Source organism: Listeria farberi, assembly GCF_014229245.1.
Lineage (GTDB): Bacteria > Bacillota > Bacilli > Lactobacillales > Listeriaceae > Listeria > Listeria farberi.
On record NZ_JAARZJ010000010.1, the window covers coordinates 85,860 to 101,701 of the forward strand.

Annotated in this window: 16 protein-coding genes and 1 pseudogene; 15 read left to right on the top strand and 2 right to left on the bottom strand. The window is 37.8% G+C overall.

The features are described from left to right. Positions 1 to 7 precede the first annotated feature (7 nt). The 8 genes and pseudogenes from HCB45_RS10280 (at position 8) to HCB45_RS10310 (ending at position 9,204) form a co-directional block, all read left to right on the top strand. On the top strand, positions 8 to 1,090 hold the full coding sequence (locus tag HCB45_RS10280; protein ID WP_260508441.1) for a dipeptide epimerase: 1,083 nt from the start codon (positions 8 to 10) through the stop codon (positions 1,088 to 1,090). 16 nt (positions 1,091 to 1,106) lie between these two features. Continuing rightward, the gene (locus HCB45_RS10285; protein WP_185607990.1) at positions 1,107 to 1,985 is read left to right on the top strand and encodes a C40 family peptidase; all 879 of its coding nucleotides are present in this window, start codon (positions 1,107 to 1,109) and stop codon (positions 1,983 to 1,985) included. Positions 1,986 to 1,994: 9 nt separating this feature from the next. After that, positions 1,995 to 2,774 carry a serine hydrolase gene (locus HCB45_RS10290; protein WP_185607991.1) on the top strand — a complete coding sequence of 260 codons (780 nt, stop codon included), beginning with the start codon at positions 1,995 to 1,997 and terminating at the stop codon, positions 2,772 to 2,774. A 21-nt stretch (positions 2,775 to 2,795) separates the two neighbouring features. Further along, positions 2,796 to 4,445 carry a peptide ABC transporter substrate-binding protein gene (locus HCB45_RS10295; protein WP_185319500.1) on the top strand — a complete coding sequence of 550 codons (1,650 nt, stop codon included), beginning with the start codon at positions 2,796 to 2,798 and terminating at the stop codon, positions 4,443 to 4,445. Positions 4,446 to 4,459: 14 nt separating this feature from the next. Beyond that, entirely contained in the window at positions 4,460 to 5,278 is an 819-nt protein-coding gene (gene dppA, locus HCB45_RS10300; protein WP_185319499.1) for a D-aminopeptidase DppA, read from the top strand. Positions 5,279 to 5,488: 210 nt separating this feature from the next. Continuing rightward, positions 5,489 to 7,018: pseudogene (locus tag HCB45_RS10305) on the top strand (SpaA isopeptide-forming pilin-related protein); the annotation flags it as partial. A gap of 24 nt (positions 7,019 to 7,042) precedes the next feature. Continuing rightward, complete coding sequence (locus tag HCB45_RS15550) at positions 7,043 to 7,255, top strand: LPXTG cell wall anchor domain-containing protein (protein WP_425488849.1); 213 nt, start codon at positions 7,043 to 7,045, stop codon at positions 7,253 to 7,255. Between the two features lie 188 nt (positions 7,256 to 7,443). Beyond that, positions 7,444 to 9,204, top strand: a complete 1,761-nt coding sequence (locus tag HCB45_RS10310) for a SpaA isopeptide-forming pilin-related protein (protein WP_185619784.1) — start codon at positions 7,444 to 7,446, stop codon at positions 9,202 to 9,204. 47 nt (positions 9,205 to 9,251) lie between these two features. On the opposite strand, the gene HCB45_RS10315 is transcribed toward HCB45_RS10310, so the two are convergent. Further along, entirely contained in the window at positions 9,252 to 10,088 is an 837-nt protein-coding gene (locus HCB45_RS10315; RefSeq protein ID WP_185319496.1) for an STAS domain-containing protein, read from the bottom strand. A 212-nt stretch (positions 10,089 to 10,300) separates the two neighbouring features. On the opposite strand from HCB45_RS10315, the gene holB reads away from it, so the two are divergent. The 6 genes from holB to rsmI are packed head-to-tail and all read left to right on the top strand — an operon-like array spanning position 10,301 to position 14,476. Continuing rightward, on the top strand, positions 10,301 to 11,293 hold the full coding sequence (gene holB, locus HCB45_RS10320; protein WP_185319495.1) for a DNA polymerase III subunit delta': 993 nt from the start codon (positions 10,301 to 10,303) through the stop codon (positions 11,291 to 11,293). Between the two features lie 5 nt (positions 11,294 to 11,298). Next, a complete protein-coding gene (locus HCB45_RS10325; RefSeq protein ID WP_070024341.1) occupies positions 11,299 to 12,132 on the top strand; it encodes a PSP1 domain-containing protein in 834 nt (277 codons plus the stop codon). 10 nt (positions 12,133 to 12,142) lie between these two features. Then, the gene (gene yabA / locus HCB45_RS10330) at positions 12,143 to 12,532 is read left to right on the top strand and encodes a DNA replication initiation control protein YabA (protein WP_185319494.1); all 390 of its coding nucleotides are present in this window, start codon (positions 12,143 to 12,145) and stop codon (positions 12,530 to 12,532) included. Between the two features lie 57 nt (positions 12,533 to 12,589). Continuing rightward, positions 12,590 to 13,342, top strand: a complete 753-nt coding sequence (locus tag HCB45_RS10335) for a tRNA1(Val) (adenine(37)-N6)-methyltransferase (RefSeq protein ID WP_185319811.1) — start codon at positions 12,590 to 12,592, stop codon at positions 13,340 to 13,342. After that, a complete protein-coding gene (locus HCB45_RS10340) occupies positions 13,326 to 13,598 on the top strand; it encodes a GIY-YIG nuclease family protein (protein ID WP_003759922.1) in 273 nt (90 codons plus the stop codon). The genes HCB45_RS10335 and HCB45_RS10340 overlap by 17 nt, the downstream gene beginning before the upstream one ends. Further along, positions 13,595 to 14,476: a 16S rRNA (cytidine(1402)-2'-O)-methyltransferase gene (gene rsmI, locus HCB45_RS10345; RefSeq protein ID WP_185607994.1), complete on the top strand. Its 882-nt coding sequence runs from the start codon at positions 13,595 to 13,597 to the stop codon at positions 14,474 to 14,476. Before HCB45_RS10340 ends, rsmI begins: the two co-directional genes overlap by 4 nt. A gap of 43 nt (positions 14,477 to 14,519) precedes the next feature. Here the strand turns inward: rsmI and HCB45_RS10350 are convergent, their stop codons facing one another. Beyond that, the gene (locus HCB45_RS10350; RefSeq protein ID WP_185319492.1) at positions 14,520 to 14,804 is read right to left on the bottom strand and encodes a transcriptional regulator AbrB family protein; all 285 of its coding nucleotides are present in this window, start codon (positions 14,802 to 14,804) and stop codon (positions 14,520 to 14,522) included. A gap of 114 nt (positions 14,805 to 14,918) precedes the next feature. Between HCB45_RS10350 and HCB45_RS10355 the strand changes: the two genes are divergently transcribed. Then, positions 14,919 to 15,776 (top strand): GRP family sugar transporter, encoded by an 858-nt coding sequence (locus tag HCB45_RS10355; RefSeq protein ID WP_003759931.1) that lies wholly within the window; start codon positions 14,919 to 14,921, stop codon positions 15,774 to 15,776. Positions 15,777 to 15,842: the final 66 nt, after the last annotated feature.

Below are 15,842 nucleotides of genomic sequence, written 5' to 3' on the forward strand. Positions count from 1 at the left end.
GGAGTGAATGTGCTTGAAAATCACAAAAATTAAAACACACATTTTACCGATTCAGTTAAGTGCTACTTTTAAGACGGCGCTTAGGGAAGTTAGTCATGTGAACGTGGTACGAGTTTATATTCATTTTGATAACGGGATTATAGGTATTGGAGAAGCTGCTCCAACGCATGTAATAACAGGGGATACGGAAGTCAGCATTTTGAGTGCAATAAATGATATTTTCGGTCCTTTTTTAATTCATCGCGAACTAGACGAAGAACTTACGATTTTAGATGAAATGAAATCTTTATTAGTACATAACTCCAGTCCGAAAGCCGCCATTGATATTGCTTTACATGATGCACTAGCAAAAGCCCATTCAAAGCCGCTGTATGAATTCCTCGGTGGTGGATCCCCGGCGCTTGAAACAGATTATACCATTAGTATTGGGACACCAGAAAAAATGGTCCAAGATGCAGAAACCAAAGTAGCAGAAGGATTTCAGTCCCTTAAAGTTAAATTAGGTCTTGATCCAGTTGAAATAGAAGTAGCAAAAATCAGGCAAATGAATGACGCGTTAGGTGGGAAAATTCCTTTTAGAATTGATGCAAATCAAGGATGGACTTCGGATGAAGCCATTCAAATTCTAAATGAGTGGCAAGATATTCCGATTGACTTCATCGAACAACCAGTAAAAAGTTGGGATTTTACCGGTATGACAAAAGTGACTGCGAACACTAGTATTCCAATCATGGCTGATGAAAGTTTATTTGGCTTTCACGATGCTAAACGACTTTTAGATGAAAAATGTTGTAATTTGCTTAATATTAAATTGATGAAAAGTGCAGGAATCAAAGAAGCGCAAGCGATACATGATTTAGCGAGCAGTTATAATGTGGATTGTATGATTGGAACGATGATTGAAGGATATGCAAGTTTATCAGCTGCCGCCCATTTTGCCACTGCGTCTAAACAGGTGAAATTTTATGATTTGGACGTGCCATTTATGTGGGATTTACGTGGTAAAAACTTAGCTGATATAGGCCTTGAAATTGGACGCGGACAAGTGCTGTTAACAGAAGAAGATGGGATTGGCATTCCAGCTTATTAAAGAAAGTAGGGATAATATGAACAAATTAGTTAGTCAAAGTAATGCATTTCTTTGGAGGAAAAATGAAATGAACCCGGTTTTGGCCAATATTTTAGAGGCAAGAAAAGAAACTGACTTGGTTCAAATTAAGAAAGAAGATGCGATGAAATTATATGAGGATAGCCTTGTTGACTCAGATTTACTTTATAACGACTTAGTAATTGTCGACAAAATCGAGGGCAACTGGGCAAAAGTAGTAGTTCCTTCCCAACAAAGTTTTCAAGATGAGCGTGGTTATCCGGGTTGGATGCTTCTTTCTGACTTAGAAGATACAGATAAAGCGAATGATAATGGTGAGAAAATCGCAGTTGTCGTACCAAAGGCAGAAATTACATACGAAAATGGTGATAAGCGCACTGTTTCATTTGGCACACTTTTCACCAAAATCGCTGAAACTGAGGATAGTTATACGATTGAAACTCCTCATGGGCTAGCAAGCATTTTACAAACTGAAGTAGGCTTACAACATAAACAAGGCGACAACATCGGCGTCAATGTCGTGCAAATGGCGATGCAATTCCTTGATTTACCATACGTTTGGGCGGGAATTAGTAGTGCCGGTTTTGACTGTTCAGGGTTTGCGTTTACTCTTTACCGGACATGTGGGAAATATATCGGCCGCGATGCCACAGAGCAATCTTTCACAGGAGAAAAAATTGATTACGCAAACGCAGAGCCAGGTGATTTACTGTTTTTCGCCTATGAGGAAGGAAAAGGAGAAGTCCATCACGTGGGAGTTTACATCGGAAATGACGAAATGATCCATTCGCAAACACCAGGATCGAAAGTAATTTTAACTAAAATCGCAGGCAGTAAGTACGAACCAGAACTTTGTGTTACCTCAAGACATCGATAAAGGGGGTGGATGAAACTGACTAATTATCAAGAAATTAATCAAGATTTCAACATAATTGATTCAAAAGCGCTTTTTATATCAGATGGGGAAAAGGTGCTTTTTGCAGAAAATGAAAACCAGCTTTTTACAGCTGCAAGTGTCATCAAATTACCGATTTATTTATATTTTTTCGAAAAAATTGCCAAAAAAGAGTTAGACTTACAAACTGATTTCCAAATTCCAAGCGAAAAAGTAGTAGCTGGAGCGGGAATCATCCAAATTCTTCCGCAAAAAAGAATTTGGACACTGGAAGAATTATTGCATTTAATGATAGCTGTTTCGGACAATACAGCTACCAACCAATTAATCGAGCTAGCAACTATCGCCAAACTACAATCGTGGTTACGCGAAAACAACTGGGAAGATGGAATTCAGCTAGAACGGCAAATGATGGATTTCACGACCGTAAAGCAAAATAAAATCAGCGCTAAGGCAGCCGTGACCATTTTACAAAAAATAATGAAGTTTAGTGAAGCTTATCCAGACTTAAAAGAAACTATCCGGCGTCCGCTACTAAATCAACAATTTCGTTCCAACCTAGCGGGCACGTTAGAAGAAGCTGGAATTTCAGGGCTTCAAATGTTAAATAAAACGGGGGAACTAAAAAATATCCAGCATGATGTTGCCGTTTTTGAGTATAAAGGAAAGACCAGATTTGCAGCCGCACTAACGAATAACACAGGGTTAGAAGCGAATGCGACAGCTTGGATGCAGACAGTCGGTCAACAATTGTTTTCTGAGATGACATAAACCAAAATAGGGGGAACTAAAATGAAAAAAAGATTAGCATTAGTTTGTATTATGATTCTATCTATCTCAACCTTTTTAATGGCATGCGGAGGAAATAAAGACGAAGTAAGCAAATCAGAAGGTAAAAAGATACTAAAAATCATGGAAAACGCTGAAGTTTCTTCTATGGACTCGACTTTATCGCAGGACGTTCCAAGTTTCACTGAACAAGGTCAAGTCTTTGAAGGTCTTTATACATTAAATGGCAAAGATCAAGCAGTTCCGGCAATTGCAAAAGATATGCCGAAGTTAAGTGAGGACCAAAAAACATATACAATCAAACTGCGCGACGATGCCAAATGGTCAAATGGCACGAAAGTAACCGCGAATGACTTCATTTTTGCTTGGAAAAAACTAGCAAACCCGGACACAGCAGCTCAGTATTCTTTCTTACTTGATGGCACCGTTAAAAATGGAACAGATGTTATAAATGGTAAGAAAAGCGTAGATGAACTAGGTTTTAAAGCCCTTGATGACTACACCATTGAAATTCAATTAGAACAACCAGTGCCATATTTCACCTCACTCTTAGCATTCAATTCCTTTTATCCTCAAAATGAAGATTACGTAAAAGAGCAAGGCGATAAATACGCACAAAGCAGTGAAAACATGATTTACAACGGTCCTTTTACAATGAAAGGCTGGACGAATACAGAAAAAGCTTGGACTCTAGAAAAAAATCCTGAGTACTGGGATAAAAAGAATGTAAAATCCGACAAAATCGAAGTAAGCGTAGTAAAAGCTCCGAACACCGCAGTAAATCTATATGATACAGGGAAGCTTGATGTAGCAACGCTTTCTGGTGACTATGCTTCCCAAAAAAGCAATGACAAAGACTATCACTCTGAGCTAGACGCATACGTAACACACCTAAAACTAAATCAAGAACTGGATGGTAAGAAAACGCCACTAGCTAACGAAAACTTAAGAAAAGCACTTTCCCTTGCAGTAGATAAAGAATCACTTACGAAGAAAATCTTGGCTGATGGCTCAAAAGCAATTTATGGCTATGTTCCAGAAAAATTTGTCACTAATCCAGAAACTGGCGAAGATTTCCGGAAAGAAAGTGGAGACTACATGAAGCAAGATAAAGCTGAGGCGAAAAGCTATTTTGATAAAGCAAAACAAGAACTCGGTGGCGGTGAAGTTACCGTGGAACTCTTAAACTCTGATTTAGAATCAAGCAAAAAAGTCGGCGAATACTTACAAAGTCAACTAGAATCCACATTGCCAGGCTTAAAAGTAAACTTAAAAACAGTCCCTAAAAAGAACTTATTGCAATTAACACGTGAGCAAAAATACGAAATCGTTTTATCAAACTGGGGTCCCGATTTCCAAGACCCACTTACATTCCTAGGAAACTACACAACGGGAAACACATATAATGCGAGCGGATATTCAAGCGTCGACTACGATAAAATGATTAACGCAACTTCAACAACACTCACAACTAAACCAGAAGAACGCTGGGAAACCTTTATTGATGCTGAAAAATTACTAATAGAAACCGATGCAGCAATGATTCCGCTCTATCAAACCGCCGTATGTAACTTGAAAAAAGATACTGTAAAAGGAATCGTTCACCATAATTTTGGAACAAGCTTTTCCTATAAAGGTGCTTACGTAGAATAAAAGGAGAGAGCAAAATGAAACTTTGGATTTCCGTAGATATGGAAGGGATAAATGGCCTTCCTGATGATACTTTTGTTGATTCTAGTATGCGAAATTATACTAGAGGACAAAAAATAATGACAGAAGAAACAAATTGGGTAGTAGAAGAAGCATTAAAAGCTGGATATGATGATATTATTGTGAATGATAGTCATTCAAAAATGAATAATATATTGATAGAAAATTTACACGAAGAAGCAAGACTCATTACTGGTGACGTAAAACCTTTTTCGATGGTGCAAGGGTTAGATTCAAGCGCGGATGCGGCTATTTTTATCGGTTATCATTCGCGCGCTGGCCAACCAGGCGTAATGAGCCACTCGATGACCTCAGGCGTTCGTAATTTTTATATTAATGACATGGTAATTGGCGAATTTGGCTTAAATGCATATGTTGCGGGAGCTTACGGAGTCCCGGTTATTCTCGTTTCTGGCGATGATTATATTGCCCGAGAGGCGAAAGAGCTCATACCTGGAATTGAGACAGCTGTTGTAAAAGAAGCGGTATCTCGTTCGTCCGCAGTAGCTCTCTCTAAGTCAAAAGCAGAGAAAATCATCCGCGAAAAAGTGGCGCTTTCGTTAAAACATAAAGAAGCCGCTGTACTGGTACCACCAGAAAAAACAGTATTAAAAATAGAGTTCTGTAATTACGGTCAAGCGGAGTGGGCAGCGCTTGTGCCAAAAACTAAAATCATTGAAGAAACTACTGTTATATTCGAAGCAGAAAATATTTTAGAAGCGTACCAAGCAATGGTTGCAATGACGGAACTTGCTATGAAATGTGCTTTTTCATAAACTAAAGCCGAAACTTTCTCTCAGGGAGTTTCGGCTTTTTTGTTCAATTAAAGACAGCATTACAAATTGTATTCTTACATTGTCACTAAATCTCCATATAGTTGTTAATTATAGTGCGATACTTCCGGGAAGTGAGGTAGATTGGAGTTACTCTATTGTCATATGATATGTGATAATAACAAAACTTCAATTGTAAAGGATGAATTTGTAATGAGTAAAAACGGAAATCTTTTAAAAAGTATTGGGCTAGCATTCCTAAGTGTTTTAATTATAGCTAGCACGATTTTCCAGACGACCATTGTAAAAGCAGCAACGAGTTACGGCTCTGAATTTTTAAATACAGTAGAGCTTTTAGATAAAGACGGTATGCCTCAAACGGATTTTGGCTATTACGATAATATGAATGTACGCTATACTTGGTCAATTCCTAACTCAACGAATGTAAAAGCAGGCGACTCAATGGATTTCGCATTACCAAGCCAACTGTCATTAGCGACAGATCTTGCTTTTGATGTAAAAGACAGCAAAGGCCAAACGGTCGGAACCGCAACTGTAAAACGAGCAACAAATCAAGTGACTGTTGTATTTAGTGATTATGTCGAAAAACATTCAGATATTAAAGGTGAACTTGATTTTTGGACTACATTTAATCAAAAAGTAATTACTGGGAACGAAAAAATTAATTTAGAATTTCCTCTTGAGAACGGTACGATTAATGTAGATGTTAATGTTGGCGAAAAAACACCAGTTAGTCCAACTGAAACTATTTTCAAATATGGGTGGGTTGATGCTAATAATCCAAGTTTAATTCATTGGGTTGTCCGCGTAAACTATGCTCAAAGTAATATTCCAAATGCCGTTTTTACTGATATTATTGGTGCAAAGCAGACATTGAATTTTGACTCTATCAAAGCATTTCACGGAACATATTCATCAGACCGCATATTCACAGCAGGCGAGCAAATTTCAAATACCAATTTTTCTAAGACAAGTGATGGTTTTAGCGTAACACTAGGAAATTTAACGGATTCGGTACAAATTTCATATACAACAACTGCTACAGATGGCGGGAACTCTACTCAATATGATAATACTGCCAAGTTAGCAGGAACGGACTTTGTAACTAAACAAACGTCTACTTGGACTCCAGCATCCGGTGGTGGAGGTGGAGCAGACGGCACAACAGGTTCGGTTACGCTAACAAAACAAGATGCCAAAACGAAAGTAACTCTTGAAGGGGCAGAATTTAAATTAGTCGATGCAAATGGTACTATTTTACAAGAAAATATCACAACAGATGCAAGCGGCCAATTAAACGTTTCTAATCTAAAATTCGCTACTTACCAATTAATCGAAACAAAAGCCCCGACAGGCTATAAACTGGATAGTACACCAGTAGAATTCACAATCGGAGAAAATAATAAAGATATTACAGTAACAAAAGAAAATACATTGGAAGTAGGAGCGGTAGAGCTCACTAAAGTAGATGCCGCGACAAAAGCAACACTGGCAGGAGCAACATTCGAGTTACAAGATAAAGACGGGAAGACTTTGCAAACAGGCTTAACAACTGATGAGAATGGTGTGTTAAAAGTGACGGATTTAATACCAGGAACATACCAGTTAGTGGAAACGAAGGCGCCAATTGGTTACGAGCTAGATGCTAAGCCCGTTGTATTTGAAATTATCTCTGGAGAAACTGATGAGATCGTTAAAGTAATCAAAGAAAACAAGGCAGAAACTACACCCCCTCCAACACCACTAGTGCCAAATGAACCAGACGTTCCAGTTGTTCCTGAAAAACCAGAAAAACCAACATTATCAGAAAAACCAACACTACCAGAAAAAAGCCAAAATTCATCTGAAATATCTACAGCTGAAAAATTACCACAAACAGGTGATACACAAAATTCAGTGGGATTAGGAATTATTCTAATTGCCTTGTCAGCAAGTTATTATCTTATAAAACGAAGATAAAAAAAGGAGCCTAGATATTTTTATCTAGGCTCCTTTTTGAATTAATAATGATTATAAACATTCACAAAATGTTCGCAATTTAAAAAGGATTTTTCGGGAAAAATGTCAATTACGCTAAATTATACGGTATACTCACAATAAATTAGTAAGAACATTATATTAGGATTAATTTGAAAAGGATGGTTTTTATGAAAGAGCGTGTCATTTTAAAACGTAATCTAAGGAAAATAGCTTTAGCATTTCTGAGCGTTATCTTATTTGCTAATGTTTTATTTCAAACTAACTTTGTTAAAGCAGCAACTGATTATGGTTCTAATTTTTTGCAATCAGTTGAATTATTAGATGCAGATGGTAATCCGCAAACTGATTTTGGTTATTATGATAGTGTTCAAGTTCATTATACTTGGGCAATCCCTAATTCAAATAATGTGAAGGAGGGCGATACAATGCAATTTGTATTACCTCCAGAGCTAAAAATCGTAACAGATTTAGAATTTTCGTTGAAAGATCATAACGACAATGTAGTAGGCAATGTAGTCGCAACTAAAAGCACGGGCAAGGTAGTAATTACTTTTACAGACTTTGTGGAAAAAAATTCTGATGTCAGCGGTTACCTTGATTTTTGGAGTAACTGGGATAAATCATTAGTAGAAGGAAACGAAACAGTCCCATTAGAATTTCCTCTAAATGGTACTATAGAAACTATTAACGTGGAAGTCGGTGGGCAAAATCAAATTGACCCAACAGAAACCTTATACAAATATGGCTGGGCAAATGCCAAAAACCCAGAGCTTATTCAGTGGGTAGTTCGCGTTAACTATGCCAAAGAAAACATTCAAAATGCTGTTTATGAAGATTTTGTGGGACCTAAACAAGTAATTGATTTTAATTCTATCAAAGCAGTACACGGCGAGTTTGATTCTGATGATAATTTCACTCCAGGAGCTACAGTCCCGTCCTCTGACATTATTCAAACAACAGATGGTTTTAAAGTAAACCTAGGGAACTTAACAGATTCTGTAAAAATTTCTTACTATACTACCTCCACTGACAATGGAGCATCTCCTAGTTATACAAATAAAGGCCAACTAACTGGCGATAACTATGTTACCCAAGAAATCGAAGTGGCGACCCCGACATCTGGCGGTAGCGGCGGCGGAGAAGGAACAACTGGCTCTGTTGAATTAACTAAAACGGATGATACTGCGGAGAGAACCCCTCTAGCAGGCGCCGAATTTAAATTAGTCAACTCAGCAGGAACAGTACTGCAAGAAAATATTGCAACTGGTACCGATGGGAAACTAGCTATCACAAGCTTGAAGTATGACACATATCAATTAATCGAAACAAAAGCGCCAGCGGGATACGTATTAGACGCGTCACCAGTAGAATTTACAATTGATGCTACCCACCAAGCTATATTTGTTTCAAAAGAAAATAAGGCAGTTAAAGGCTCTGTTTCACTCGTAAAAGAAGATAGTGAAACAAAAGCAACTTTAGCAGGGGCGGAATTTGAATTACAAGATAAAGCTGGTAATACTTTACGCTCGAATTTAATCACGGACGGGACTGGTAAGTTAAACATCACAGACCTTGCGCTTGGAGATTATCAACTTGTGGAGACAAAAGCACCGGTTGGCTATATTCTTGATGCAACACCGGTTAGCTTTACTATTAGTGAAGTACAACTTAATTTAACTGTTACAAAAGAAAATACGAAAGAACCTGAAATACCTGTAGTTCCAGAGAAACCTATAATTCCGAATAAACCCACTGTGCCAATACCCCCTCAGGCATCAGAAAAATCGGTAGTGCCAGATAAAATAGTAAGTTCAGATGAGCAATCAACAACATTACCAAAAACAGGAGACACCTCATTTGTTAGCGGCTGGGGCTTACTCCTAGTAGCGATTTCTACAGCTGGATTAATTGCGTTTAGAAGGAAATAACAAAAAAGAAACCAAAAGCGACTACCTTAATGCTTTTGGTTTCTTTTTTATATTGTCCGAGTTTGATCTTGTAAAACAGCTTTTAATGAGTGATAAGCTGGAATAGATAAGTTTAATTCGACACGATTAATTTGTTGTGCCATTTTTGGTTGGATACCAGAGATGAACGCCTCGACACCTAAAAGCTTGAGAACAGTTACTAAATTATTTAGCATATCTCCAAGGGCATCATCAAAGTAAGTTATTCCTGACAAATCAATACAAAGTTGCTCGACGCCCAATTGAACGCATTTCTTAGAAGTGATTTCAGTTAATTTATTCGCCCTATCACGGTCAATCCCTCCCATTAAAGGAAGTATCGCTAGTTTGTCAGTTATGGAAATAACTGGGGTACTAATTTCCTCAATCAAACGATGTTGTTGTTCTAGATGTTTCACAATATCGTTATAATACATAGCAGAAAAAGCTTCATTAATTCGGTCAAACCCGTGATTAACCATCGCCAAGCTGGAAGAAAAATCACATTTAGAAACCTCATCATTATGAATGCAAAAATCGTTAACTGCCGAAACGAATTCACGACGTAGTTTATCTAAGGTAGTAATTACTTCAGGCAAAGGAACTTCATTTTCCATACGACGTGCGTACATGTTATCAAGCCATTTATCAAGTTTCAGAAAGAAAGCTTTTTTTCCAGTAAAATAAGAAATGATTAGATCTGCTGTCTGTTCGCTATCTGCGCGTAGTTCATCTTTGTAACGTGGTGAGTAAACAAAACTAGTATACGTATTTTCATTTTCATAAATTTTCGAAAGCCAGTTGTTAATTATTTCTTCTGTATGGGCTCTTAAATAAAGTTCCATACTTCCATTCGCTTCATTCATACCAGACAACCCCTTTAAGTCTAAGTATAATACTTTTCTTTTATTCTATGCCCAAAAAGGTGTACTGTCCATTTATATTTTAGAAAAAATACTAATTTATTGAAAATGTAATATTATTTAATAAATCAGTCGTTATTTTTTGTTAAAATTCCGAAGCTATTTAAGCTTTGTCATGGTATAATATTACAATATGGATAGAAAGGAAGTTTTTTGTGGGATTACAGGATGAACTTACAATGATGCAACCAGTGGTCATGAAGATTTTTTCAAAAAGTGTCCGCGAAAATCGATTATCTCACGGCTATTTATTAGAAGGGTCAAGAGGTACAGGTAAGAAACGCACAGCACTTTGGTTAGCTCAGAGTCTTTTTTGTTTGGAGCGGACTGAAACCAACCTTGCTTGTGGCGAGTGTGCCAATTGCATAAGAATAGCGAGTCATAATCATCCGGATGTTCATTTGCTAGAGCCAGATGGAGCTAGTATTAAAATAGATCAGGTTCGCACGCTAAAGCAAGAATTAAGCAAACGCGGAATGGAATCAGATCAAAAAGTAGTTATCATTTACGATGCAGAAAAAATGACTGTTCAATCAGCCAATAGTCTGCTGAAATTTATAGAAGAACCAGAAGGCGGTTTGTTATTACTATTTTTAACGACAAATCCCGGGCAAATTTTGCCAACAATTCAATCAAGACTGCAACCAGTCACATTTAAATCACTGACTTTTGATAGTCTACTCGCATCACTAACAGCGGCAGGCATTTCCGAACAAAAAGCGCGGATTTACGCTAGTATTACTGGTAGTGTGGAAGAAGCAAAGGCTTTTGAAGAGAGTGAGTGGTTTAGTGAGGCAAGAAACGTTGTCATCAAGTTATACGAAGGAATTCACCATCAAGGAACTAGCCCATTAATTATCATTCAAGAATCATGGATGCCACTTTTTAAAGAAAAAGATAAAATGGCGCTTGGACTTGAATTATTGTTACTGCTTTATCGCGATAGGCTACATCTTACGCTTGATGAGAACTATGAACCTATTTGCACTGCGCAAAAAGAAATGCTCGGACAAGATGCGCTACGCAAGTCACTGTCCGAAACCACAGGGGAAATCGAGAAGATTCTCGCTGCGAAATCAAAACTGGATTCCAATATGAACACGCAACTTCTAATGGAGCAGTTAGTTCTGGAAATCCAAGGGAGGTAATCGCTATGCTTAAAATTGTAGGCGTCCGTTTTAAAGACGTGGGTAAAATATATTATTTCTCACCTGGAGATCTGGAAATCACAGAAAACCAAGGTGTCATCGTTGAAAATGCACAAGGTATCGAATTTGGGAAAACGGTCATTGAACCGCGCTATGTGGATGAAGAAGATGTCGTTTTACCGCTAAAAAAAGTACTTCGTGTCGCAACAGAAGCAGATTATAAATGTGTCGCTGAAAATGGCGACTCTTGTCAGAAAGCCTTTTTACTGTGTGATGAAAAAATCCGCGAGCGTGAATTAGATATGAGTTTGGTGGACGTGGATTACACATTTGATCGAAACAAAATTATTTTTTACTTTACTGCAGAAGGTCGTGTTGATTTCCGGGAACTCGTGAAAGATTTAGCGTCTGTTTTCCGGACCCGTATCGAACTTCGCCAAATCGGCGTTCGTGATGAAGCGAAATTGCTTGGTGGGATTGGCCCATGTGGCCGTATGCTTTGCTGTTCCACTTTCCTAGGTGACTTCGAACCTGTTTCTATCAAAATGGCCAAAGACCAAAACTTGTCCCTTAATCCAACGAAAATCTCTGGTTTATGTGGACGTTTAATGTGCTGTCTGAAATACGAGAATGATGAATATGAGCAAGCAAAACGTGAAATGCCAGATGTTGGTGTAAAAGTAAAAACTCCAGAAGGCATAGAAGCACGTGTTTCGGGAATCAACTTGCTGTCTAGAATCCTACAAGTGAGTTTGCCCGAAGAAGAGACGGTTATAGAATACGAATTGGACGAGTTACGCCCATACAACGAATTTCTAAAACAACCGGCAAAGTCTTGAGGTGAAAAAATTGGATAAAAAAGCTATTTTTGACTCAGTCAGTAATATGGAGGAGCAAATTGGCGAATTGTATCAGCAACTTGGAGATCTAAAGACAAACTTAGGCGAAATGTTGGAAGAAAATAACCGATTAAACCTTGAAAATGAACATTTGCGACGCAGACTTTCTTTGACCGATGAAGCAACACCAGAACTTAAAGTCGAAACAGAGGCTGAACATGGTGTAATGGCGCCCAATCGGAAAGAAGCAATGCAGCAAATGATTGAACTTGGGGAAGGTTATGACAATCTTGTCCAACTTTACAAGGAAGGATTTCATGTTTGCAATGTACATTTCGGCAGCCCGCGTGGCAATGATGAAGATTGTTTATTTTGTCTGTCCTTGCTCAATAAAAAATAACATGACGAGCCTTTCTCGATTCAGGAGAAGGGCTTTTTGTTAGAAAAGGTGAATCATTTGGAAAAACTCAAATTAATAGGCGATGAAAGACTCGATTATTTATTAGCAGAAAATTTGCGGATTATTCAAAGTCCATCGGTATTTTCTTTCTCAATAGATGCGGTTCTCCTTGCAAAATTCAGTTATTTACCAATTCGTAGAGGGAAAATAATTGATTTATGTAGCGGAAATGGTATTATTCCCTTGTTACTAAGTACACGAACAAAAGCACAGATAGTTGGTGTGGAAATTCAAGAGCGCCTTGCAGACATGGCCAAAAGAAGTGTATTCTATAATCAACTGGAAGACCAAATTGAAATTATTGAATACGATTTAAATAATATTACTGATTTAATTCCAAAAGAACGTGCAGATATCGTTACGTGTAATCCACCGTATTTTGCCACTCCGTCTACAAGCTTGAAAAATGAAAACGAACATTACCGTATCGCTCGTCACGAAATTATGTGTACGCTAGAAGATACAATTCGAGTTGCCGCAAGCCTTTTAAAACAAGGTGGTAAAGCGAATTTTGTTCACAGGCCGGAGCGCTTACTAGATATTATTGATTTAATGAGAAAATACCGCTTAGAACCGAAACGTATCCAGCTTGTCCATCCGCGAATCGACCGAGAAGCAAATACAGTTCTCGTAGAAGGCATCAAGGACGGAAAGCCAGGCGTGAAGTATGTTCCACCTGTTATCGTATATGATGAGTTAGGTGAGTATACCCCGGTTATTAAGGAGATTTTATATGGCGAAAGCGAATGAACATTTCTTTTATGTACTAAAATGTAGCGATAATTCTTATTATGGCGGCTATACGACGGATGTAACGCGCCGAGAAGCCGAGCACAATGCGGGAATTAGATGCAAATACACTAAAACACGCCGCCCAGTAAAAGTCATCCATTTTGAAAAATTTGAAACGAGAAGTGAAGCCACTAAAGCTGAAGCTGCTTTCAAAAAACTATCGCGCAAAAATAAAGACAGCTACTTAAGCGAACGGGAGGAAGAGTCGAAATGATAAAAAGTCAAAAAAGTTTCAGCGGTGCTAGTCAAGGAGCATTGTATTTAGTGCCTACACCGATTGGTAATTTAGAAGATATGACATTCCGTGCAATCCGTATGCTTAAAGAAGCAGACATTATTGCAGCGGAAGACACGCGAAATACTGTGAAACTGTTAAATCATTTTGAAATTACGACCCGAATGACGAGTTATCATCAATTTACAAAAGAAAATAAAGAAGATAATATTATTCAGCGGATGATAGATGGCGAAGTGGTGGCGCTAGTTAGTGATGCTGGCATGCCGTCTATTTCTGACCCGGGATACGAACTTGTTCAGAGTGCGCTAAATGCTAATATTCCAGTCATTCCACTGCCAGGAGCTAATGCTGCTCTAACTGCACTGATTGCGTCGGGTCTAGCACCCCAGCCATTTTATTTTTACGGATTTCTTCCACGCCAAAACAAAGATCGTACCCAAGCGATTGAAAAACTAGCGGCGCGCGAAGAAACGTGGATTTTATATGAATCACCACATCGTTTAAAAGAAACTTTAAAAGCGATTATTAAAATCACTGGAAATGACCGGAAAATAGTTCTGTGTCGAGAACTTACAAAACGATTTGAAGAGTTTTTACGAGGAACAATTGAAGATGCGCTAAGCTGGGCAGTGGACGAAGAAATCCGCGGTGAATTTTGCTTAATTATTGAAGGAAATGCCAATCCACCACTTGCAGAAGAGCAACTATGGTGGCAAGAACTTGATATTAAATCACACGTAAGCACGGTAATGGAACAGGAAAATATTAGTTCTAAAGATGCTATTAAAACTGTTATGAAAGTGAGAAATCTACCCAAAAGAGAAGTTTACTCTGCTTATCATGAAATAAAATAAAATCATGCGCGAGCCCTTAAAAAAGACTTCGCGCATGATTTTTTTATAATGTATCCCCAAAGCGGCGTTTAATTTCTTCCATTAATTCCGCAGCACCTTCTTTACTGAGTGTCAATTTGCCATCTGCGAATTTTTTATTATCAACAGAAAATTCACCAGTAATGTCACAAACCAAACCAGCAGAATACTTTTTCAATATAATTGCATCTTCATCAGTAAAAATTTCTAAAGAATCTTTTACGTTTAAATTCATTGTCCGTCTGATTTCAATTGGGATAACGACACGACCTAACTCATCGATTTTTCTTACCATTCCAGTTGATTTCATTTTTTCACCTTCTTGATAATTTTAATTCATTTTAACAGATTATGAATATAATAGGAATGAATTCGAGAAGAAAAGGGTATAGACCATAAGCAGAAGAATTAGGGGGAATAAAAAATGAATATAGTTATAGCATTAATCCCGGCAGTAATGTGGGGGATTATGCCATTAGTTGTTTCGAAAATTGGTGGTAAGCCGAGGCAACAAATTATTGGTACAACATTCGGGGCACTAGCTTTCGCAATAGGTGTTTTTATTTTTACAAATCCAGAATATACAGCCACAATTATTATTGCTAGTTTTATTTCTGGGGCATTTTGGAGCTTAGGGCAAATGAATCAGTTTCGGGCCTTTACGCAAGTGGGCGTTTCTAAAACAATGCCACTTTCAACAGGAATGCAATTAGTCGGTACTTCACTGTTTGGTGTTTTTGCGTTCCACGAATGGGGAACGACATCTAAATTAATTCTAGGTTTTTCCGCATTAGCACTTATTATTATCGGGATATTTTTAACGAGTTATCAACAACATAAAGACGAAAATTCTGGACAAAATATGAAAAAAGGAATTGTTACTTTACTTATTTCATCAGTAGGTTATGTAGGATATGTTGTTATCACTCGCTGGTTTGATATTAGTGGATGGGATGCGATTTTACCTCAAGCAATCGGTATGGTAGTCGCAGGATTATTATTCTCTATTAAGTCTGAAGAAAAACGTTTTACAAAACAAACATGGTTAAATATGATTCCAGGGGTCATGTGGGCCACTGGTAACTTGGCTTTACTCTTCTCAAACAAATTGGTTGGGATTGCCACAGGTTTTTCACTTTCACAAATGGGTGTTGTAATCTCGACCATTGGAGGAATCCTTTTCCTAGGGGAGAAAAAAACCAAGAAAGAACTTATTCTGGTCATTATCGGAGTCATCTTAGTTATTATCGGTGGAACGATGATAGGAATCGCTAAAAGCTAAGACTGAGCTTCCGGTTTGATATAATGCTATACTTAAATTAATCTAAACTAAAGGTGGTTATGTTGA